The sequence below is a fragment of the uncultured Amaricoccus sp. genome (assembly GCF_937891315.1).
In the GTDB taxonomy this organism is placed as follows: domain Bacteria; phylum Pseudomonadota; class Alphaproteobacteria; order Rhodobacterales; family Rhodobacteraceae; genus Amaricoccus.
Genome location: NZ_CALAGI010000156.1, coordinates 45310 through 65876, shown reverse-complemented (window position 1 = coordinate 65876; position 20567 = coordinate 45310). Strand labels below are relative to the sequence as shown.

The following is a 20567-nucleotide window of genomic DNA, read 5'->3' as shown; positions in this document are numbered from 1 at the left end:
TTTTAATAATTAACTTCACATATCTTTAACCACTCTTTGCGATAGAATTGTATTAACTTTAAATATGGTTCTACTCATATTGACACGAATCCGATAATTTGAGATTTCATTTATACGTTTCGGCATGATCTTGTTAATCAATTGAATCAACTGGATCAAATACGCGCAGAAGAACTGGTGGTTTAGAGTGTTTCGTTCGACGGGAGAGTCACGATGAGAATGGAAGCGGCGAATACTTTTGTTCCGGGCGAACTCTTTCGCTCCCCGCTGGCCAGCCTCCGTCTCGCAGTGAAGCGCAGTCTGGATATATTCGTCGCTTCCCTGATGCTGCTGACCCTCTGGCCGGCGCTCCTCGTCTTCGCCGCGCTGGTCTGGCGCCGGACCGGAGGCGCGGTTCTGTTTCGCCACCGCCGCGTCGGGCGCAACGGCCAGCCGTTCGACTGCCTGAAGTTCCGCACCATGGTCCTCGACGCGGACGCGATGCTGCGCGACCTGCTCGAATCCTGCCCCGATGCGCGCGCCGAATGGGCCGAGACCGGCAAGCTGCGCGACGATCCCCGCGTGCTCGGTCGGGTCGGCCGCCTGCTACGTCGCTACAGCCTCGATGAATTACCCCAGATCTTCAATGTGATGCGCGGCGACATGAGCCTTGTCGGCCCGCGGCCGGTGATCCATTCCGAGCTTGCCCACTATGATGTGAACCTGCGCTGGTATCTCGCCGCCCGCCCCGGCCTGACCGGCCCGTGGCAGGTCAGTGGCCGCAACGACATCGGTTATGGCGAGCGTGTCGCGCTGGATGTCGAATATGTCCGGAATCTCAGCCTGCGGCGCGACGCGCTGATCCTGGCGCGCACGCCGATCGCCATGCTGAGCGGCAGGGGCGCCTACTGAGCGGACACGCGTCGTCCCGAGCAACCGGACCGAGCCGGGCGCGCGCTCCGCGGGTCCGGCTTTTCAGATCCGCCCCAGTTTGACCAGACGCGCCTCGCGCAACCGCGCGAAATCGCTGCCGGCGTGGTAGCTGGACCGGGTCAGCGGTGTCGCCGAAACCATGAGGAAGCCCTTGCCGAAGGCCGCTTTCTCGTAGGCGGCGAATTCGTCGGGCGTCACGAAGCGGCGGACCGCGTGATGCTTCGGCGTCGGCTGCAGATACTGGCCGATCGTCAGGAAATCGACATCCGCGGCCCGCATGTCGTCCATCACCTGTGTCACCGCCTGCCGATCCTCGCCGAGCCCGACCATGATCCCGGATTTCGTGAACAGCGTCGGATCGAGTTCCTTCACCCGTTGCAGGAGGCGCAGCGAATGGAAGTAACGCGCGCCCGGACGAACCTCGGGATAGAGGCCGGGCACGGTTTCGAGATTGTGGTTGAACACGTCCGGCCGCGCCGCCACCACCACATCCAGCGCCGAGGGCGGGCATTTCAGGAAGTCCGGAGTCAGCACCTCGATCGTGGTCTCGGGGTTCTTGCGCCGCACCGCGCGGATCGTCTGGGCGATATGCTCGGCCCCGCCATCCTCGAGATCGTCCCGGTCGACCGAGGTGATGACGACATGGTTCAACCCGAGCTTCTCGACGGCCACGGCGACGCGCGCCGGCTCGAACACGTCGAGCGCGTTCGGACGGCCGGTCGCGATGTTGCAGAAGGTGCAGCCCCGCGTGCAGATGTCGCCCATGATCATCATGGTCGCGTGGCCCTGGCTCCAGCATTCGCCGACGTTCGGACAGCCGGCCTCCTCGCAGACCGTGACGAGCCGGTTCTCGCGCATGATCTCGCGCGTCTTGCGATAGCCTTCGGAGGTCGGCGCCTTGACGCGGATCCAGTCCGGCTTGCGCAGGATCGGCGTGTCGGGTCGGTGCGCCTTCTCCGGATGGCGCTGCGCGCGATCGCTGAGGTCTCGGTCCGCCATTGTTCCCTCCCGCGGCCCCGTTCGGCCCCGCGCCCAGTAGAAGCAATCTCTAGCGGAGCGAAACCGCCTTGTCCGCGGCGATCTCGCGCGGCGGCGGCGGAATCGCCGCCTCGGCGTGGCGGATCTCCTCCCGCCCCGCCTGGGCCAGAACCGAGGCGAGCTCGGTGAACCAGCCGTCGTCCACCGACAACCGCCGCCGGGCGACGCCGATCACCCTCCGCGGCTCCGGCGCGTCGAAGCGGACCAGCGACAGGCCGGGGGCCGCCGACCGCTCGACGCGCAGCGCGAGTTCCGGCACGAAGGTCAGACCGAACCCCTCCTCCACCAGCCGGCAGAGCGTCGAGAGACTCGAGGCGCGCAGATCGAGCCGCGCCGTGTCGCGCCCGAGCGCGCAGGCGGCCAGCGCCTGATCGGTCAGGCAATGGCCGTCCTCGAGCAGGAGCAGGCGGTCGGGTCGCATCTCGTCGGGCCGAAGCCCCGGCCCGAGACCGGCGATCTGCCGCTCCGATCCCGCGAGCAGGAAGCGGTCCTCGAACAACGGCGCCTCGACCAGATCGGGCGCCTCGACCGGCAGTGCGACGACCACCGCGTCGAGCGCCCCCTCGCGCAGTTCCTCGATCAGCGCCTGGGTCCGGCCCTCGCGCACACCGAGGTCGAGACCAAGGTCGCGACCGCGCAGGAGCGGCAGCGCCGCCGGCAGCAGATAGGGCGCGACCGTCGGAATGATGCCGAGCCGCAAGCGGCCGCCGAGGCCGCGCTGCCAGCGGGCGGCCTGCTGCAGCTCGCGAATCTCGTCCATCACCCGCCGCGCGTGCCACAGGATGTCCCGTCCGGCGGGCGTGACCACCACCTCGCGCGCCCGCCGCTCGAAGAGCTGGGTGCCGAGCGTGGTCTCCAGCTCGCGGATCTGGACGGAGAGCGCCGGCTGGCTGACATTCACCGCCGCCGCCGCCCGGCCGAAATTGCCCTCCTCGGCCAGCGAGATCAGATACCGGAGCTGTCGCAGGGTTACGTCCATAATCCAATCCTATGGTTTCCAGAAGGAAATACAACTTCCCCTTATGCCAGCTTGGGATTATCCCGATGCTCGTACCAAGCCAACCGCCAAGGGAAAGATCGATGCCCGAGAGATCACCCGTCGAAAGATCACCCGTCATGGCCACCGCGCCGGTCGCGGTGCGCGTGGCAGGCCTAAGGTTGGACGCGACGGCCGCGGGGTCGTGACCGTCGCAGGGTATCCCGGCGCGGCGCGCGTCCGGGTCGAGGAATGCAACCGACGATTGGACGGAGTGGGGACATGGACGCGATAGTCGACGAGAAGGCGGGCAAGTGCCCGGTGGTTCATGGCGCGGCGACCTTCGGGGCGCGCTCGAACCGGGACTGGTGGCCAAATCAGCTCAACCTGCGGGTGCTGCACCAGAATTCCGCCTTGTCGGATCCGATGGGGCCGGACTTCAACTACCCCGCTGAATTCAGGAAACTCGACCTCACCGCGCTGAAGGCCGATCTCACGGCGTTGATGACCGACTCTCAGCCCTGGTGGCCGGCGGACTTCGGCCACTACGGCCCGCTCTTCATTCGCATGGCCTGGCACAGCGCTGGCACCTACCGCATCAGCGACGGGCGCGGCGGCGCCGGCGCCGGGCAGCAGCGGTTCGCGCCACTGAACAGCTGGCCGGACAATGCCAATCTCGACAAGGCCCGCCGCCTGCTCTGGCCGATCAAGCGCAAGTATGGCGACAGGATCTCGTGGGCCGACCTCCTGATCCTGACCGGCAACGTCGCGCTCGAATCGATGGGCTTCAAGACCTTCGGCTTCGCCGGCGGCCGCGCCGACGTCTGGGAGCCGGAAGAGGACGTCTACTGGGGCGGCGAGGACGTCTGGCTGGGCGATGCCCGCTATACCGGCGACCGCGAGCTCGACAATCCGCTGGCGGCCGTGCAGATGGGCCTGATCTACGTCAATCCCGAGGGACCGAACGGCAACCCCGATCCGCTCGCCTCCGCCCGCGACATCCGCGAGACATTTGCCCGCATGGCGATGGATGACGAGGAAACCGTCGCGCTGATCGCCGGTGGCCACACCTTCGGCAAGACTCACGGCGCCGGCGACGCGGCGCTGGTCGGTCGCGAGCCGGAGGCCGCGGATCTCGCCGCGCAGGGCCTCGGCTGGGCCTCGGGCTACGGTTCGGGCTCCGCCGGCGACGCGATTACCAGCGGGCTCGAGGTGATCTGGACCTCGACGCCGACCCGGTGGTCCAACAACTTCTTCTGGAACCTGTTCGGCTATGAATGGGAACTGACCAAGAGCCCGGCGGGCGCCCACCAGTGGACCCCGAAGAACGGCGCCGGCGCCGGCACCATTCCCGACCCGTTCGAGAAGGACAAGCGCCGCGCCCCGACCATGCTGACCTCGGACATCGCGCTGCGGACCGATCCGGCCTATGAAAAGATCTCGCGCCGCTTCTTCGAGGATCCGGTCGCCTTCGCCGACGCCTTCGCCCGCGCCTGGTTCAAGCTGACCCACCGCGACATGGGTCCGCGCCCGCGTTATCTCGGGCCGGAAGTCCCGGCCGAGGAACTGATCTGGCAGGATCCGGTGCCGCTCGTCGACCATCCGCTGATCGACGCCGCCGATATCGCGGCGCTGAAGGCGAAGGTCCTCGCCTCGGGCCTCACGGTGTCGCAGCTCGTCTCGACGGCCTGGGCCTCGGCCTCGACCTTCCGCGGCTCGGACAAGCGCGGCGGCGCCAACGGCGCCCGGATCCGGCTGGCGCCGCAGAAGGATTGGCCGGTGAACGAACCCGGCAAGCTCGCCGTGGTGCTCGACACGCTGGAGGGCATCCGCGCGGAGTTCAACGCGGCGCAACCGGGCGGCAAGGAGGTCTCGCTCGCCGACCTGATCGTGCTCGCCGGCTCGGCGGGCGTCGAGCAGGCGGCGCGCAACGCCGGTCTCGACATCGAAGCGCCCTTCACGCCGGGACGGACCGACGCGACGGACGAGCAGACCGACGCCGCCTCCTTCTCGGTACTGGAGCCGGTGGCGGACGGGTTCCGCAACTATCTGAAGGCGGATTTCTCGGTGCCGGCCGAGCAACTCCTCGTCGACAAGGCACAACTGCTGACGCTGACGGCGCCCGAGCTGACCGCGCTGCTCGGCGGGCTGCGGGTGCTCGGCGTCAATCACGGCGGGTCGCACAACGGCGCCTTCACCGATCGGCCCGAGGCGCTGACCACAGACTTCTTCGTGAACCTGCTCGACATGGGCACGGTCTGGAAGGCGACCTCGCCGGACGACGTGATGTTCGAGGGCCGCGACCGCGCGACGGGCGAGCTGAAATGGACCGGCACCCGGGTCGATCTCGTCTTCGGCTCGCATTCGCAACTGCGCGCGCTGGCCGAGGTCTATGCGACCGACGAGGCCCAGTCGAAATTCGCCAGGGATTTCGTCGCGGCCTGGACCAAGGTGATGAACGCCGACCGATTCGACCTCATCTGAGCGACTCGGGGAGGCCGCCTGGCATCAGGCGGCCTCCCTGCGATCCGCCGCCGTTCCCGGCGCGCGATCAAGGGATCGGCGCCGTCACCCCGTCGAACGACATGACAACCTCGAGCGTCCCACCGTCCTGCTCCACTGTCATCCGCCTCGGCAGACCGTCCTCGCCGATCCACACCTTCTGCGGCCCGGTGTCCGGGACCCCGTCCATCGGCGGCGGCTGGTAGCTGTAGATCGTGGTTCCGATCCCGCCCAGCGTCTCGCTCCCGAGCTCCGAGCAGTCCTTGAGGGCCGAGGCATCGGGCACGATCGACGCCATCATCTGCTCGCGCATGCCGGGTCGCAGCGGCAGCTTGGTCCAGCCCGTTCCCTCCTTCATGTAAAGCGTGTCGCCCACCGTGACGAGCTCCATGGGCGCCTCGCCCGGCGTGGACATGGTCTGCCGATAGGCCGGCGCCTTCGACAGCGCGGTATAGGCATCGAGCACCGTCTGGCACGCGTCCGCCGAGGCCGAACCCGCCCCGAGCAGCAGTCCGGCGGCGGCGAAAAAACAAGGTCTCCGCATCCACTCCCCCTTTGGTCAGGATCGGAGGATAGCTCGCACCGGGCAGTACCGCCAGCCGGGCGGCTCGCGGAGACCGGCGAAAGGCCGCGTTGCTCGCACCCTGAGCGAAAGCTCCCGTCCGCTACCCGTCGGCGCGCCGGTCATCATCGGGCCCGATCCCGTCAATCCGCGATCAGCGTCACGGTATGCCCCTGCTGCGACCTGACCCCTTTTGCCAGGCCCGCCGCCGTGCTAGGCGAGCGCAAGGTTTCGACGACGCAACGACGAGGAGACGCCCATGAATATCGACAAGATCCCCGCGGGAAAGAACCCGCCCGAGGACATCAACGTCGTCATCGAGATCCCCGGCGGCGCGGCCGGCGGCGCGCCGGTGAAATACGAGCTCGACAAGGCGTCGGGCGCGGTCTTCGTCGATCGCGTGGTCAATACGCCGATGTTCTATCCCTGCAACTACGGCTTCGTGCCGAACACGCTGCATGCCGACGGCGATCCGACCGACGTTCTGGTGGTCTGCGACTTTCCGCTGCAGCCCGGCGTCGTCATCAAATGCCGCCCGGTCGGCGTGCTCAAGATGGAAGACGACGGCGGCATGGACGACAAGCTGATCGCCGTGCCGCTGGCCAAGGTCGATCCGTTCCAGGCGCATATCAAGGAACTGACCGACGTACCGCAGAAGACCCGCGACCGAATCAAGCATTTCTTCGAACACTACAAGGATCTCGAGGAAGGCAAATGGGTGAAGGTCATCGGCTGGGGCGACAAGGCCGAGGCCGAGACCATCCTGCGCGCCTCGCTGGACGCGATGAAGGCTCCGAAGAAATAGTCTCCGGCGCGACCGGACCCGCGCGCACCCGCGGCATTCCTGCCACGGGTGCGCGGCGTTCTGATCGCCATGCTCGCGTGGCGCGGCGTCGCGCTTGACGCATGTCCCCCAATGCCAATGCTTGATCGCAATAGGATTGCGACAGCAATGACTTTGGGGAGAGGACAGACCATGGCCGATCGCGCGCGCGCTTTTGCCCCGCTTTTCGGAACGACGTCGGTGCTCTGCCTCGTCGCCGGCCTGGCGCAAGGCGCGGCGCTGGAACAGGTGGTGCCGAACACCATCCGCCTGCTCTATCAGGAGGGCAGCTACGCCGAACTCGGCGTCACCTATACCGACCCGTCGCAAAGCGGCGACGGCGCGAACCTGGCCGCCATCGGCATCCCGCTCACCTATCCCGGCAATACCGGCGACATCTTCGAGTCGAGCTGGCAGGTCAGCGGCGCCTGGAAGGCCGATATCAACGACCGATTGTCCTATGCGATCCTGCTCGATCAGCCGCTCGCGGCCAATACCGACTATGGCGCCGGCAGCTTCCCCGGTGGCGTGCCGCCGGCCGGCTTCAGCTATCAGGGCAGCTACGCCGACCTTGCCACCTACCAGATCAGCGCGGTGCTGGCCTATGACGTCCGGCCGGACGTCAAGCTCTTCGGCGGGGTGCGCGGCCAGCGGCTGAAGGCCTCGGCCGGCATCCCGCTCTTCCAGGGCTACGATGTCGACGCGGACGCCAAATGGGGCTTCGGCTTTCTCGCCGGCGCGGCCTACGAACGGCCCGATGTCGCGCTGCGCGTCGCACTCACCTACTTTTCCAGGATCAGCTACGAACTCGACACCGCCGAATCCACGACGGCGGGCGGGACGACCGATACCCAGAACACCCAGACGGACGTCGATACGCCGCAATCGGTCAGCCTCGATTTCCAGACCGGCGTGGCGCCGGGCACGCTGATCTTCGGCTCGATCCGCTGGGTCGACTGGTCGGAATTCGCGATCGAGCCGCCGGTCTACGCCGCGCTGACCCAGGCGATCACCGGCGCTCCGCGACCGCTGGTGGAATATGCCGACGACTGGTGGACCTATTCGCTCGGCATGGGGCACCAGTTCACCGAGACCCTGGCCGGCTCGCTCTCGGTCACCTACGAGCCCGACGTCGGCGGCGTGATGACCACCCTCGGGCCGTATGACGGCCGAACGCTCGCCACGGCGGCGCTCAGCTACGACCGCGGCAAGGTCAATCTCACCGGCGGCGTCACCTATGGCCGGCTCGGCGACACCACCAACCTGCTGGCCACCGACTTCAACGACGGCTCGGTCTGGGGCGCGGGCCTCAGGGTTGGCTACAGCTTCTGACGGCTCCCGCGAGCGGCCCCGCGGCGTGAGGCGCGGATTTTGTCGCGTTGCGCTGGACAGGGGCGGGTTGGCCGCGCAGGATCGGAGGCAAGAAAAAGCGCGGAAATCGGCGTCGGGGGAGGGCGGATGCGAGACTGGGCCGTGCTGGCGTTGTCGCTCGCCTATCTGGTGGCGCTCTTTGCCATCGCCTGGATCGGCGACCGACGGGCCAAGGCCGCCGCGCCGGCGCGGGCGCCTGCCACCTACGCGCTCAGCATCGCGGTCTATTGCAGTTCCTGGACGCTCTATGGCGCCGTGGGCGCGGCCAGCGCCGACGGCTTCGACTATTTCGCCATCTATGTCGGGCCGATCCTGGTCATGGGTCTCGGCTGGCGGCTCATCCAGCGCATGGCGCGGGTGGCGCGCGCCGAGAACGTGGCCTCGATCGCCGATTTCATCTCCGCCCGCTACGGCAAGAGCCGGTCGCTCGCCGCGCTCGTCACCCTGACGGCGATGGTCGGGCTGATGCCCTATTTCGCGCTGCAGCTGAAGGCGATCACCATCAGTTTCGAGGCCCTGACCGGGTCGGGCGGCGGCGGGCTGCCGGGAGGCACCACGCTGCTCGCCGCGGTGGCGATGGCCGCCTTCGCCGTGCTCTTCGGCGTGCGCAGCGTGAATGCCAACGAGCATCATTCCGGCCTGATGCTCGCCATCGCCACGGAATCGGTGGTGAAACTGGTCGCCGCGGTGCTGGTGGGTGGCGTGATAGCCTTCCTCGCGCTCGGCGGGCCGGGAGAGATCACCACGGCGCTGGCTGATCCGCGGATCGCGCCGGTCATCGCCCTCGACGCGAGTGATCCGGTCTGGTGGGGCACCTGCCTGCTCTCGGCGCTCGCCTTCCTCTGCCTGCCGCGCCAGTTTCACGTCGCCGTGGTGGAGAATGTGCATCTCGACGATGTGCGCGTCGCCGCCTGGGCATTTCCGGCCTATCTTGTCGCGATCAATCTGTTCGTCATGCCGGTGGCGATCGTCGGGCTGCTGCTGTTTCCCGGCGGCGAGACCCAGCCGGACAGTTTTCTGGTCGCCATCCCGCTCGCCATGGACCTGCCCTGGCTCGCGCTCATCGCCTTCATCGGCGGGCTCTCGGCGGCGACCGGGATGATCATCGTCTCGACGCTGGCGCTCGGCACCATGCTCTGCAACGATGTCATCATTCCGTCGCTGGCCGTGTTCCCGGCCGCGCGGCGGCGGTGGGAGGCCAATCCCGCCGCCGTCGTGCTGCTCGCCCGGCGCCTCGCGGTGGTCGGGATCATCGCGCTCGCCTATCTCTGCTACCTCGCGATTGGCCCGGCCTTTCCGCTGGCGCAGATCGGGTTGATGTCCTTCGCCGCGGTGGCGCAGTTCGCGCCAGCGTTGCTCGGTGGCATGTTCTGGCGGGGGGCGACGCTCGCCGGCGCCTTCGCCGGCATCGGCGCGGGCTTTCTTGGCTGGACCTGCGCCGTGGCGGTACCGGCCTTCATCGCCGCCGGCTGGCTGCCGGCGTCCTGGGCGATCGACGGCCCGCTCGGCATCGCCGCGCTGAACCCGCGCGCCTTCGGCGGCTGGCGGCTCGATCCGCAGCTGAGCGGCATGCTCTGGAGCCTTGGGCCGAACATGGTTCTGTTTTTCCTCGTTTCGCTGCTGACGCGGCCGGGGCGCGAGGAGCGGCTGCAGGCGGAGCGGTTCGTGGCCGCGCTGCCGGCCCGGGCCGAGCGCGAGGGAACCGGCCGGGCCGCCTCGCTCGCCGATCTCCACGAACTCGCCACGCGCTTCGTCGGCCGCGTCCGGGCGGACGAGACGTTCAACGCGCTGGCGCTGGCCCGGCACGGGCCGCTGGCCGGCGTCGAGGACCTGCTGCTCGCCCGGTCGGACCCCGAGGCGGCGCGGATAACCGAGCGGCTGCTGGCCGGGGCGATCGGCTCGGCCTCGGCGCGAGTGGTGGTGGCGAGCCTGTCGTCGGACCGACGCTTCTCGAAATCCGACGCGCGCGGCCTGCTCGACGAAGCATCGCGCGCGATCCTGAGCCGGCACGAGCTGCTGCGCGACACCTTGCAGAACGTGCGGCAGGGGATTTGCGCCTTCGACGAAGATATGCGCGTGGCCCTCTGGAATCGCCGGTTCCTGGAGCTCATCGATCTGCCGCCGGACATGATGCGGGTCGGTACCCGGCTCGACGAGATCGTCCGCTTCAACGAGGCTCGGCAGGAATACGGGCCGGAGGGCGAGTTCGAGTCGCTGCTGTCGCGCCAGATCGATCCGACCCATCGCGGTCAGCCGGACGTCTTCGAGCGGGGCCGGCCGGACGGAACCATGCTCGAGGTCGCCACCAATCCGCTGCCGAGCGGCGGATTCGTCGCGGTCTATACCGATGTCAGCGACCGCTACCGGGCCGCCTCCGAACTGCGCGAGGCGAACGAGTCACTTGAGCAGCGCATCGCCGAGCGCACCCATGCGCTGTCCGATGCCAAGGCCGAGGCGGAACAGGCGAACCGCGGCAAGACCCGGTTTCTCGCCGCCGCCGGCCACGACCTGCTTCAGCCGCTGCAGGCCGCGCATCTCTTCCTTTCGGCGCTGGCCGAACGGGTCAGCGACCCGGCCATCGCCCAGATCGACGCGTCGCTGCGCTCGGTCGGGCATCTGCTGGGCGAGCTCCTCGAAGTCTCGAAACTCGACGGCGGCGTGACCACGCCCGAGATCGCCGATTTCCGCGTCTCCGACCTGCTGCGGCCGCTCGGCGAGGAATTCTCGGCGCTGGCCGGTCAGCACGGGCTCGGCTTTCGCAGCGTCGCCTCATCGGCCTCGGTGCGCAGCGATCCGGCGATGCTGCGGCGAATCCTGCAGAATTTCCTCGGCAACGCGGTGCGCTATACCCGCGACGGGCGGGTGCTGATCGGCTGCCGGCGCCGGGCCGGGCGGCTGATCATCGAGGTCTGGGACAGCGGGCCTGGCATCCCGGAGGACAAGATCCACGAGATATTCCTTGAATTCCAGAGACTTGACACCGCGACGAGCGACCGGGGACAGGGGCTCGGACTCGGGCTCGCCATCGTCGAGCGGTTGGCGGGGTTGCTCGGTCACGAGGTGGCAGTGCGCTCGCGGCCGAGCCGGGGCAGCTGCTTTTCAGTATCGGTGCCGCTGGCGGCGCGGCCGGTGGCGCCGCGCGCGCCGGTCGACCGGGCGCGACGGTTCGACGGCGCCTTCGACGGGGCTCTGGTGCTCTTCATCGAAAACGACGCGACCATCGCCGGGGCGATGAGCGAGTTGCTCGCCGGCTGGTCCTGCGAGGTCGTCTGCGGCGCGACCGCCAAGGAAGGGCTGGCAAGGCTCGGCGGGCGCGCGCCGGATGTGATCCTCAGCGACTATCACCTTGATCACGGGCGCACCGGGCTCGAGGCGCTCGCGATCCTGCGCGCCCGCTTCGGGGCGGACACGCCGGCGGCGCTGATTACCGCGGACCGCGCCGCCGATCTGCGCGAGGCAACCGAGGCGGCGGGTTATCGGCTCCTGCGCAAACCGGTGCGACCCGGGGCACTGCGCGCGCTGCTGACGCGGATGCTGTCGGAACGGGCGGGACAAGCGGCGGAATAGGCGCGCGTCGCTTCAGATCGGCGCTGGCGGCGGCTTCAGGGCGAGCTGGCTCGCCACAAGGATCGCCTGGGTACGGTTGGAGGCGCCGAGCTTGCGCAGGATCACCGTCACATGATCCTTGACCGTCTGCTCGGCGATCGACATCTCGTAGGCGATCTGCTTGTTGAGCTTGCCCTCGGCCATGCCGAGCAACACGCGCAGTTGCTGCGGCGTCAGGTTCACCGCCCGGGCGGCCATCGCGGCGGCGGCGTCGTCCTCGGCGGCGGTGGTCTCCGGGAGCCAGACGCCGCCGTCCAGAACCGCGCGGATCGCCTCGGCCACCTGTCCGACCGGCGCCGATTTCGGCACGAAGCCGGAGGCGCCGTAGTCGATGGAGCGCTGGATGGTGGCCGCGTCCTCGGCGGCGGAGACGACGATCACCGGCACCGCCGAATGTTCCGAGCGCAGCATCATCAGACCGATGAAGCCCGACATTCCGGGCATATGCAGGTCGAGCAGCACCACGTCGGGGGACCAACCCTCGTCGAGCACGACGCGCAACTGCTCGAACCGGGCGGCCTCGCGAACCTCGACGCCAGCGAAGGCCTGGACCACGGCCTGACGCAGGGCCAAGCGCATCAGCGGATGGTCGTCGGCGATCACGATCCGCTGCGGCATGTCGAACCCGAACAATTTCCTGGCGCCGGCAGTATCGAAGCCTTGGCGGATCATGGCAAGGGCGTCGCGGACAGGGCGGTTTCGCGAAAGGTCGTCTGGCGCATGGCGGTCCGGGTTGGGGCGCGGGCGAACAGGCCCGCGCCGGGATCAGGGATCAGTCGTCGGCGTGGATACTGATGCCCCTGGTCTCGCGGACAAAGCGCATGCCGATCACGAATATGTCGGCGGCGACCACGACGGGATAGCGGAGGCCCGAATGGATGCTGTTCGTCGCCACCACGATGGTCGTTGGATCGAAGCCGGAGAAGACCCGCGCCGCGATGACGGCGCCGAGCCAGCCGCGAACATGGATGTCGACCCATTCGAACACCGTCCCGAGGGATGGGGCGAAGATCACCTTGGGTTCTCCGGCGGTCATCCGGCGCGCGGAATCTCCCGCGAGGGCATCGGGAGCCGAGGTGGACCACCGGCCCCTGAATGCAGGAAAGTGCCTTGGTCTCCGAGGCCGGCGAACCCAGACCTTGGTCAGGGCGTCGGAGTCAGGGCCGCCGGACTCCCGGGGCGGACGCGCGCGTCGCGGCTCGCGGCGGCGTGGCAAGGCGGGCGTGGCCGCGCAGAGCGATGCGCAGCGGCGGCGCGAGATGATCGGTCACCGCGCCGACGGCCTGGCCCGCCACGACGGCCACCACCGGCGCGAACAGGAAGAAGACGAGGTAGCTCGGACCCGCCGCGCCGCCGATGGTCCGGCGCCAGATCGCCCAGACGGCGTGAAACAGGGCCGCGTGCATCAGATAGGTTTCGAAGATCCGCTCCTCGAATGGCACGATCCGCGCGCCCGCCCAGGTTCCGGCGAGTTGCGTTGCGAGCGTGATCACCCCCGCCGACAGCAGCAGGCGGCGCAGGATATCCTCGATCGCGACGCCGCAGCCGCGCGCGCCGAGTCCCGTCACGTGGCAGAGGAACAGCGCGACGCCAACGGCGAGAAGGCAGGGAACGAGGCGCCGCGGCAGGACGAGTTCTGAAAGACTATCCACCCGTTGCGCCGCCACGACGCCGAGACAGACAAAGAGCAGGATCGAGGGCCGGAAGATGACCGGCTCCGTCAGCTCGAACACCGCGAGCAGGGCGACGAGCCCGAGCACCGGCAGCGGAAACCGGCGCAGCAGCGGCTGGATCCCGTATGCGACGAGGCTGGCAACGAAGATGTCGCGCAGGAAAAAGAGGGAAAGGTTTTCCGTCGGCCCGGCCAGCCCGGTCAGCGACGAGACGGCGGACAGTGTCGAGGTGAATTCCCGCGGCACCGGCTTGCCCTCGATCGCCGCGACCAGAACCACCGCGAAGCAATAGAGCAGGTTCCAGGTCAGCATCGGCAGGATCAGCGCCACGAACCGCCGCCGCGCGAAATCCGGGAACCCATGCGCCGCGCCGTTGCGCACGAGGAGATAGCCGCTGATCAGGCTGAGCGCCGCGACGCTGGTCCGGCCGAGGAAATCGATCCAGACCGCGCCGACCCAGGAGAAGGCGCCGCCATGCACGATCGAACTCTCGACCGGGCCGGGGTCGATATGCACGTTCATCATGAAGAAGATGCACAACACGCGGCAGATGCCGATGGTCTGGGATTCGGCGGAGCCGCGCGCGATCATCCGTCCCACATCCGCCTTCGTTCCCGGCTCACCCAAGCTCAGCGGATCGACCCGCCCCCGGCGCGCCGAGGCAACCAATGGAATCGTCCTGCATCCTCGAAACGACAGTTGCGACGAAGCCGTTCAGGATTGGTTAAGTCTGGCACGGGCCGCGCGTGGCGGAGTGCTGGGATGGACGAATTCCCGCCCCGCGCGACCGCTGTCCGACGCGCGGGAGGCAAAGCGGTATCTTCCGCCGGGGCCGATCCAGGATTTGGCAAGGGCCGGTTCGAGCGTCCGGGACGCGCCGGAGCTATTTCGTCGCGGGCAGCTCGATCGCGGCGACCTGATCGACGATCGCCGCGCGATCCCCGTGACGGCGCGAAATCTGCGACAGGTCGGTTTCGGTCAGCAGGCTCCAGCGGCCCTCGGAGAAAACCTCCAGCGGCTTGAACCGCGACTTGTAGTCCATCTTGCCGCTGCCCGGCACCCAATAGCCGAGATAGACGAAAGGCAGGCCGGATTCGCGGGCGAGCGCGATGTGGTCGAGGATGATGAAGCTGCCGAGGCTGTCGCGCGCTAGTTCCGGATCGAAGAAGGAATAGACCATCGAGACGCCGTCGGTCAGCAGGTCGGTCAGGCAGACCGCGACCAGATCGCGCCCCCGCCCCCCGGCGCGCGGCCTGTAATATTCGATGACCCGGCTGCGCACCGGCGTTTCCTCGATCATCGCCGAGAATTCGTGCATGTCCATGTCGGCCATGCCGCCGGTGGCGTGGCGCGCGTCGAGATAGCGGCGGAAGAGGGAATATTGCGGCTCGGTCGCCCAGGGGCTCGTCACCACCCGCTCCAGCCCCTCGTTCCGGCGCAGGATCCGGCGCTGGCCGCGTGCCGCCTCGAACCCCGCGACCACGATCCGCGCCGAGAGGCAGGCCGAGCAGCCGGCGCAGGACGGCCGGTAGAGCACGTTCTGCGAACGGCGGAAGCCCTGATGCGACAGCACGTCGTTCAGATGCGAGGCGCCTTCCCCCTGCAGCGCGGTGAACAGCTTGCGTTCAACACGTCCGGCAAGGTACGGACAGGGCTGCGGCGCCGTGACATAGAACTGGTGCGACTGCGGCAGACTGTGGCGCATTCCCGGCCCCGATGGCTTCCTCCGAGAGGAAAGCTAACAACAGGTGTCGCCACCGGGCAACAGGATTCTCGCCACGCGGTGAATGCGCCGGCGAACGATACCTCCCCCTCCCCCGGCGGCCGCCCCGAAGGCGCGCGAGCGGCCGAGGCAGGGCGATCAAGCCCCGGACCCGACCGCGCGCGGCGGCGCTCAATCGGCGGGGCGATTGATCGCGGTGGTGCGAAGGATCACGTCGGGCAGGCCCTGACCATAGCGGCTCGCCACCATCGAGACGCAGCTGACGATCTGCAGCACCACCACCCCGAAAGAGATGGTATAGAGCGCGGTATGCATGATCGCGGTCGCGAAATCGAAGCGCGACCCATCGGCGCGGCGCAGCTCGATCCCCATGGCGCGCATGCCCCAGGTCGCCGAGCCGCCGGCGATGGTCGCGACGCGGTAGACGAAGCCGACGGTCGCGACCAGGAACGGAAAGAGCGCGAAGCCGAAGCCGAGCGTCATCAGCCCGAACATCACCGCGGCTGGAACGCCGACCAGCAGGGTGATGAGCAGGTCGATCATCCAGGCGGCGAGCCTCCGCGCCGGCACGCCCTCGTAGAACTGGCGATCCATCTCGGGATCGGGCAATCCGGCAAGGGATCCTGCGTATCCATAGGCCTGCATCGGCGGTCCTCGTTTCGGTTCCAGCCCGACAGATGGGAAGGTTCGCCGCCCCGTGCAAGATCGCGGAGTCAGTCTCGACGGAGGATTTCCGGGCCGCCGCAGATCCGGGGATCGGGCGCCGGCACCTTCCTGTCCGGATAGTCGAGCCGTCCGAGCAGGGCGCGCATGCCCGCGATCCGCGCCCGGCGCTTGTCCTCGCCCCAGACCACGGTCCAGGGCGTCAGCGTCGCATGGGCGCGCTGCATGGTTTCCTCGATCGCGGCGGTATAGTCGTCCCAGCGGGTCAGGCCATCGACGTCGGTCTGGCTCAGCTTCCATTGCTTCAGCGGATCGGATTCGCGCTGCAGGAACTGGCGCAACTGCTCGGCGCGGCCGATCGCGATCCAGATCTTCACGAGGATGACGCCGTCGCGGACCAGCATGTCCTCGAACTCCGGCAACTGGAGGAAGAAGCGCTCGCGCTCGGCCTTGGTACACCAGCCGAACACCTTCTCGACCACGGCGCGGTTGTACCAGGACCGGTCGAACAGCACCATTTCTCCGCTGGTCGGCAGATGCGTGACGTAGCGCTGGAAATACCACTGACCGCGTTCGGTGTCGGACGGCGCCGGCAGGGCGACGACGCGGGCGTTGCGGGGATTGAGATTCTCGGTGATCGCCTTGATCATGCCGCCCTTGCCGGCGGCGTCGCGGCCCTCGAAGACGGCGACGATCCGCTTGCCCTCGGCCCGCATCCAGCGCTGCGCCTTGACCAGCTCGAGCTGGCAGGCCTCGGCCTCCTTCTCGTAGTCGTCTTCGTCGAGCCGGGTGGCATAGGGATAGCGCGGATCGAGGATCGCGCCCTTGTTCGCGCCCTTCAGCGCCTCGCGCACCGCCTTCGGCGCGTCCTTCTCGGCGAAGCGGCTGATCGCTCCGTCGAAGGGCTTCTTGAACTCCGATTTGGCCATGCCATCCTCCCGTTTCCCGCACTATGCCGGGCGCGGGTGGGCAGGACAACGCCGGCGCAGGCTGGACGGCCTTCGGGCGGCGTCAGGTGCCGATCGCCTCGATCTCGAACGGCGCGGTCTGGTAGATCTGGTTGATCCAGTTGCCGTAGAGCAGCTGGCCGTGGCTGCGCCACAGATTCTCCGGCGGCAGGTTCGGATCGCCCTCGGGAAAATAATCCACCGGGGGCACGATCGCGCCCCCGGCGAGAATGTCGCGGTCGTACTCCTCCTTCAGCGTGACGGAGTCGTATTCGAGATGGTTGAACATGTAGAGCGCGCGGTGGCCGGCGTCCTCGATCAGGCAGGGGCCGACCTCGTCGGACGAGATCAGGATCTCGAGATCGGGATGCAGGTCGACATCCTCGGACCGCACCTCGGTCCAGCGGCTGACCGGCACGAGGAAGCGGTCGGAAAAGCCCTGGACGAAGCGCGAGGCGGTGCCGGGGGTCCGCGCGTGGCGGTAGCAGCCGAAGGCCTTGGCGGGCAGCATGTGCTTTGGCACGCCATGGAAATGGTGCAGCATGGCCATGCCGCCCCAACAGACGCCGATCGTGTGATGGACGTTGGTCTGGGTCCAGTCGAAAAGCTCGCGCAGTTCGTCCCAATAGGACACCGCCTCGAAATCGAGATGCTCGATCGGCGCGCCGGTGATGAGCAGCCCGTCGAACTTCGAGGCCCGCGCTTCCCGGAACGGCTGGTAGAAGGCCTCGAGATGGGCGGGCGAGGTGTTCTTCGACTGGTGTTCGGACATGCGGATCAGCGTGAGATCGATCTGCAGCGGCGTGGCGCCGATCAGCCGGGCGAACTGGGTTTCGGTCTGCACCTTCTTCGGCATGAGATTGACGAGGCCGATGCGCAGCGGGCGGATGTCCTGCCGCGCCGCCAGTTCCTCGGACATGACCATGACGCCCTCGCGGCGCAGGACATCGTAGGCGGGCAGGCTCGCGGGGATCTTGATCGGCATAGGCGAGGCTTTCGTGGCGAAGACCGGCTAGATAGGACGGGCGCGGCCCGGTGGCAATCCGGACGCCCCGGACGAGGGTTTCGCGGCGGCCTTGATCTCGACCGTGGCATGGTCGAAGCCGAAGCGCTCGGCGAGGCGCGCCTTGATCGCGGCCCGCGCCGTTTCCGGGTCGGTGGCGGGTGCGAGGATCGCCTCCAGTGTCACCATCGGCCGCTCCTCGCTGATCGACCAGGCATGCAGATGGCAGATCTCGGCCACGCCCGGCACCGCGCCGGCGATGTCGGCCGCGATGGCGGCCGCATCGAAACCGGCGGGCGAGCCCTCCAGCAGGATATGCCCGCTCTCGCGAACCACCCGCCAGGCCGAGCGCAGGATGAGCAGCGCCACCAGCACCGAGAGGATCGGGTCGATCGGATACCAGCCGGTGCCGAGGATGACGAGCGCCGCGAAAATCGCCCCGACCGAGCCGAGCAGATCGCCGATCACATGCAGGATCGCCGCGCGGAGATTGAGATTCTCCCGATCGCCGCGCGACAGGACCCAGAATGAGAGGATGTTGACGACGAGCCCCGCCACCGCGACGGCCAGCATCAGCCCGCCGGTCACCGGCCGCGGGTCGGTCAGCCGCTCCACCGCCTCGATCATGATCCAGGCGGTGACGGCGAAGAGCGCGAGCCCGTTGACGAAGGCGGCCATCACCGACAGCCGGTCGAAGCCATAGGTCCGCCGCGCGTCGGCCGGGCGGCGGGCCACGCGGAAGGCGAACCAGGCGAAGGCGAGCGCCGCGAAATCGGTCAGCATGTGTCCGGCGTCGGCGATCAGCGCCAGCGAGCCGGCGGCGATCCCGCCCAGCAGTTCGACGATCATGAAGCCGCCGGTCAGCAGCGCGGCGAACCCGACCGCCCGCGTGTTCGCATGATGGCCATGGGAATGGGAATGGCCCTGCCCGCCATGATCATGCCCGTCGCGCAGCTGATCCCCGTCCGGGGTCATGCCCGGCTCCGGTCGATGGCACGCGCGATCAGCGCCTCGAAATCGGCGGGCGAACGCACGGCCGCCGCCTCCGCCGCCTCGATGGTGACGCCCCATTTCTCGGCGATCGCCCGATAGCGCGGCAGGCGGTGCGCGATCAGCGCGCGAAAGCCGTGGCGGATGAAGGCGTCGGGATCGACCGCCTCCGGTGCGATCCGCCGTGTCGCACAGAATTCGTCCCAGAGTGCCACCAGGAAAGGCTCGGGATAATACATCGGCTTCGGCGCGCGGTCGAAGCGGGCGGCGAGTTCCTCGACATGCTCCTCGGTGCCGCGGATCCAGACCGGCAGTGTCGCCGCCGCGAGATCGCGCAACACCGGATCGTCCGCGTCGTCGGGATCGACGACCTCGCAGAGCGAGCCGGAGGTGTCGCAGACGAAATGCCGGTAGTCGTAGATCTCGCGCGCCTTCTCGATGAAGAGCAGCGTGTCGCGGGTCGCGGCGATCTCGGCGGCGCGGTGCTGGCGCTGGCGCCTCAGATATTCGTCGAACGGAATGCCGCCCTTCGCCGGATCGCCCGGCTTGCCGAGATAGGTCGAGAGCGGGGCGAGGTTCTGGAAGGTGATGTTCGAGGCGATGAAGATCGAATCCGAGCGCAGCAACTCGCGCAGGAACGGATTGCGCATCGCCTCGCGCTTGAAATTATCGACGATATGCTCGCCCATGTAGCGGGTGCCGATGCGGAAATCGACGGAATAGTGGAACCAGCCGCCATCGTCGCGCAGCATGCTCGAGATCCGGGTCTTGCCCAGCCCGGACATGCCGAACAGCGTCGCCCGCTTGCTCGGCGCGCGGTTCCAGTCGTGGGACGTCTCATAGAGCATTCGGCGGTCCACCTGAAATCCGCGCCCTGCCTAGCCGCAGCGACGACGCCGCGCAACCGGAACCTCCCGCGCGCCCTCGCTGACCCGGGGCTCAGCCCTCCAGTGCGCCAGGAGCCCTACGGGACCATGCCGCCCCTAGGCTTCTTCCAGTTTCATATTGGCAGAATTCCTATCGGGCAGGACGAGGGGCCCCGCCAACAGGCGGGGAGAAAAAAGACTCGCGGCCAACAGGCCGCTCCTTTGGCGGCCGCGCCGCGGCCGCCGGGCCCAAGGGCTACGCCCCGCGGGAGCCTCCGCGCGGAGCGCCAGGGATCGGTGCGCCGCCTCGCCGTCATTCAAGGGTTTCGTCCGGCCCGACCCCCCAGATCGTGGCGCGCGGCAGCCAGCCCTCGACGCCCGCCGCCCCGATTTCGCACCAGTCGCCCTGGCAGGCTTCGAGCCGGGCGACGACCCCGGGTTCGAACAGCCCCACCACCCGCGCCTCCGCCCTCGGCTCTTCCAGCAGGGTCGCGCGCTCGGGGCCGAGCACCAGCGCGGTCCGTGCCCCGGAGAGCAGCGTGTGATGCACCCAGCCGCCCATGCCCTCCGCGTCGCGCACCCGCCGCCAGTTGCCATATTCCGCCGTGATCTCCAGCGGCAGGCCGCGGTGCACGAATTCCCAGTCGACGCGCTGGTCGAGACTCGGCCCGCGCCGCGCATTGGCGCTTTCGGCCCGCATCGAGACATAGCGCGGCAACGGCAGGCGCGTCACCGGCCCGAACCCCGCGGCCTCGGCGGCGACCCGCGGCGGTGCGTCGGCCGCCATGCCCGCCGTGATCCCGACTGGCGCCGCGAGGAGCGAAAGCGCCAGCGCGAAGGCCGCGCCCCGTACGGACGCGGACACGAAGCCCGCCCGAAAGCCACGTCGAAAGCCACGCATGAGGCGATTAT

General features: G+C 68.2%; 18 protein-coding genes. 5 read left to right on the top strand and 13 right to left on the bottom strand.

All coding sequences use genetic code 11. The features are described from left to right. The first annotated feature begins 213 nt into the window (after window positions 1-213). Entirely contained in the window at window positions 214-891 is a 678-nt protein-coding gene (locus Q0480_RS15610) for a sugar transferase (protein WP_299134298.1), read from the top strand. A gap of 63 nt (window positions 892-954) precedes the next feature. Here the strand turns inward: Q0480_RS15610 and lipA are convergent, their stop codons facing one another. Together lipA and Q0480_RS15600 are read right to left on the bottom strand one after the other, a co-directional pair. Then, entirely contained in the window at window positions 955-1911 is a 957-nt protein-coding gene (lipA, locus tag Q0480_RS15605; protein WP_299134297.1) for a lipoyl synthase, read from the bottom strand. Window positions 1912-1960: 49 nt separating this feature from the next. Continuing rightward, window positions 1961-2929: a hydrogen peroxide-inducible genes activator gene (locus tag Q0480_RS15600; RefSeq protein WP_299134295.1), complete on the bottom strand. Its 969-nt coding sequence runs from the start codon at window positions 2927-2929 to the stop codon at window positions 1961-1963. Window positions 2930-3208: 279 nt separating this feature from the next. Here Q0480_RS15600 and katG point away from each other — a divergent pair, with 279 nt between their 5' ends. Further along, a complete protein-coding gene (gene katG / locus Q0480_RS15595) occupies window positions 3209-5410 on the top strand; it encodes a catalase/peroxidase HPI (RefSeq protein WP_299134294.1) in 2202 nt (733 codons plus the stop codon). Window positions 5411-5477: 67 nt separating this feature from the next. Here katG and Q0480_RS15590 read toward each other — a convergent pair whose 3' ends face one another. Next, window positions 5478-5972 (bottom strand): hypothetical protein, encoded by a 495-nt coding sequence (locus Q0480_RS15590; RefSeq protein ID WP_299134293.1) that lies wholly within the window; start codon window positions 5970-5972, stop codon window positions 5478-5480. 277 nt (window positions 5973-6249) lie between these two features. Between Q0480_RS15590 and ppa the strand changes: the two genes are divergently transcribed. The 3 genes from ppa to Q0480_RS15575 all read left to right on the top strand — a co-directional run bounded on the left by ppa (window position 6250) and on the right by Q0480_RS15575 (window position 11751). Beyond that, window positions 6250-6795 (top strand): inorganic diphosphatase, encoded by a 546-nt coding sequence (gene ppa / locus Q0480_RS15585; RefSeq protein ID WP_299134292.1) that lies wholly within the window; start codon window positions 6250-6252, stop codon window positions 6793-6795. Between the two features lie 171 nt (window positions 6796-6966). Then, window positions 6967-8145: an outer membrane protein transport protein gene (locus tag Q0480_RS15580; RefSeq protein WP_299134291.1), complete on the top strand. Its 1179-nt coding sequence runs from the start codon at window positions 6967-6969 to the stop codon at window positions 8143-8145. 126 nt (window positions 8146-8271) lie between these two features. After that, entirely contained in the window at window positions 8272-11751 is a 3480-nt protein-coding gene (locus Q0480_RS15575; protein WP_299134290.1) for a NahK/ErcS family hybrid sensor histidine kinase/response regulator, read from the top strand. Between the two features lie 12 nt (window positions 11752-11763). Here the strand turns inward: Q0480_RS15575 and Q0480_RS15570 are convergent, their stop codons facing one another. From Q0480_RS15570 to Q0480_RS15525, 10 genes are all read right to left on the bottom strand, one after another. Further along, the gene (locus Q0480_RS15570) at window positions 11764-12408 is read right to left on the bottom strand and encodes a response regulator transcription factor (RefSeq protein ID WP_299134289.1); all 645 of its coding nucleotides are present in this window, start codon (window positions 12406-12408) and stop codon (window positions 11764-11766) included. Window positions 12409-12562: 154 nt separating this feature from the next. Beyond that, window positions 12563-12805, bottom strand: coding sequence for a hypothetical protein (locus tag Q0480_RS15565; protein ID WP_299134288.1), 243 nt, complete (start codon window positions 12803-12805; stop codon window positions 12563-12565). Between the two features lie 142 nt (window positions 12806-12947). Beyond that, window positions 12948-14054, bottom strand: a complete 1107-nt coding sequence (locus tag Q0480_RS15560; RefSeq protein ID WP_299134287.1) for an acyltransferase — start codon at window positions 14052-14054, stop codon at window positions 12948-12950. A gap of 292 nt (window positions 14055-14346) precedes the next feature. Continuing rightward, window positions 14347-15168, bottom strand: a complete 822-nt coding sequence (locus Q0480_RS15555) for an arginyltransferase (RefSeq protein WP_299134285.1) — start codon at window positions 15166-15168, stop codon at window positions 14347-14349. Between the two features lie 189 nt (window positions 15169-15357). Further along, window positions 15358-15831 carry an RDD family protein gene (locus tag Q0480_RS15550; RefSeq protein WP_299134284.1) on the bottom strand — a complete coding sequence of 158 codons (474 nt, stop codon included), beginning with the start codon at window positions 15829-15831 and terminating at the stop codon, window positions 15358-15360. Window positions 15832-15899: 68 nt separating this feature from the next. Continuing rightward, window positions 15900-16778 carry a polyphosphate kinase 2 gene (ppk2, locus tag Q0480_RS15545; protein ID WP_299134283.1) on the bottom strand — a complete coding sequence of 293 codons (879 nt, stop codon included), beginning with the start codon at window positions 16776-16778 and terminating at the stop codon, window positions 15900-15902. Window positions 16779-16860: 82 nt separating this feature from the next. Further along, window positions 16861-17781, bottom strand: a complete 921-nt coding sequence (gene metA / locus Q0480_RS15540; protein WP_299134282.1) for a homoserine O-succinyltransferase — start codon at window positions 17779-17781, stop codon at window positions 16861-16863. Window positions 17782-17808: 27 nt separating this feature from the next. Then, window positions 17809-18774, bottom strand: a complete 966-nt coding sequence (locus tag Q0480_RS15535) for a cation diffusion facilitator family transporter (RefSeq protein WP_299134280.1) — start codon at window positions 18772-18774, stop codon at window positions 17809-17811. Next, window positions 18771-19637 carry an ATPase gene (locus Q0480_RS15530; RefSeq protein WP_299134279.1) on the bottom strand — a complete coding sequence of 289 codons (867 nt, stop codon included), beginning with the start codon at window positions 19635-19637 and terminating at the stop codon, window positions 18771-18773. Before Q0480_RS15530 ends, Q0480_RS15535 begins: the two co-directional genes overlap by 4 nt. A gap of 331 nt (window positions 19638-19968) precedes the next feature. Further along, entirely contained in the window at window positions 19969-20520 is a 552-nt protein-coding gene (locus tag Q0480_RS15525) for an SH3 domain-containing protein (RefSeq protein WP_299134277.1), read from the bottom strand. Between the last annotated feature and the right edge of the window lie 47 nt (window positions 20521-20567).

Coding starts and splice junctions, on each gene's coding strand:
- Q0480_RS15555 (WP_299134285.1), bottom strand. CDS start 15,168: ATGCGCCACAGTCTGCCGCAGTCGCACCAGTTCTATGTCACGGCGCCG.
- ppk2 (WP_299134283.1), bottom strand. CDS start 16,778: ATGGCCAAATCGGAGTTCAAGAAGCCCTTCGACGGAGCGATCAGCCGC.
- Q0480_RS15570 (WP_299134289.1), bottom strand. CDS start 12,408: ATGCCGCAGCGGATCGTGATCGCCGACGACCATCCGCTGATGCGCTTG.
- Q0480_RS15535 (WP_299134280.1), bottom strand. CDS start 18,774: ATGACCCCGGACGGGGATCAGCTGCGCGACGGGCATGATCATGGCGGG.
- Q0480_RS15590 (WP_299134293.1), bottom strand. CDS start 5,972: ATGCGGAGACCTTGTTTTTTCGCCGCCGCCGGACTGCTGCTCGGGGCG.
- Q0480_RS15550 (WP_299134284.1), bottom strand. CDS start 15,831: ATGCAGGCCTATGGATACGCAGGATCCCTTGCCGGATTGCCCGATCCC.
- Q0480_RS15530 (WP_299134279.1), bottom strand. CDS start 19,637: ATGCTCTATGAGACGTCCCACGACTGGAACCGCGCGCCGAGCAAGCGG.
- Q0480_RS15560 (WP_299134287.1), bottom strand. CDS start 14,054: ATGATCGCGCGCGGCTCCGCCGAATCCCAGACCATCGGCATCTGCCGC.
- Q0480_RS15610 (WP_299134298.1), top strand. CDS start 214: ATGAGAATGGAAGCGGCGAATACTTTTGTTCCGGGCGAACTCTTTCGC.
- ppa (WP_299134292.1), top strand. CDS start 6,250: ATGAATATCGACAAGATCCCCGCGGGAAAGAACCCGCCCGAGGACATC.
- Q0480_RS15580 (WP_299134291.1), top strand. CDS start 6,967: ATGGCCGATCGCGCGCGCGCTTTTGCCCCGCTTTTCGGAACGACGTCG.
- lipA (WP_299134297.1), bottom strand. CDS start 1,911: ATGGCGGACCGAGACCTCAGCGATCGCGCGCAGCGCCATCCGGAGAAG.
- Q0480_RS15600 (WP_299134295.1), bottom strand. CDS start 2,929: ATGGACGTAACCCTGCGACAGCTCCGGTATCTGATCTCGCTGGCCGAG.
- metA (WP_299134282.1), bottom strand. CDS start 17,781: ATGCCGATCAAGATCCCCGCGAGCCTGCCCGCCTACGATGTCCTGCGC.
- Q0480_RS15575 (WP_299134290.1), top strand. CDS start 8,272: ATGCGAGACTGGGCCGTGCTGGCGTTGTCGCTCGCCTATCTGGTGGCG.
- katG (WP_299134294.1), top strand. CDS start 3,209: ATGGACGCGATAGTCGACGAGAAGGCGGGCAAGTGCCCGGTGGTTCAT.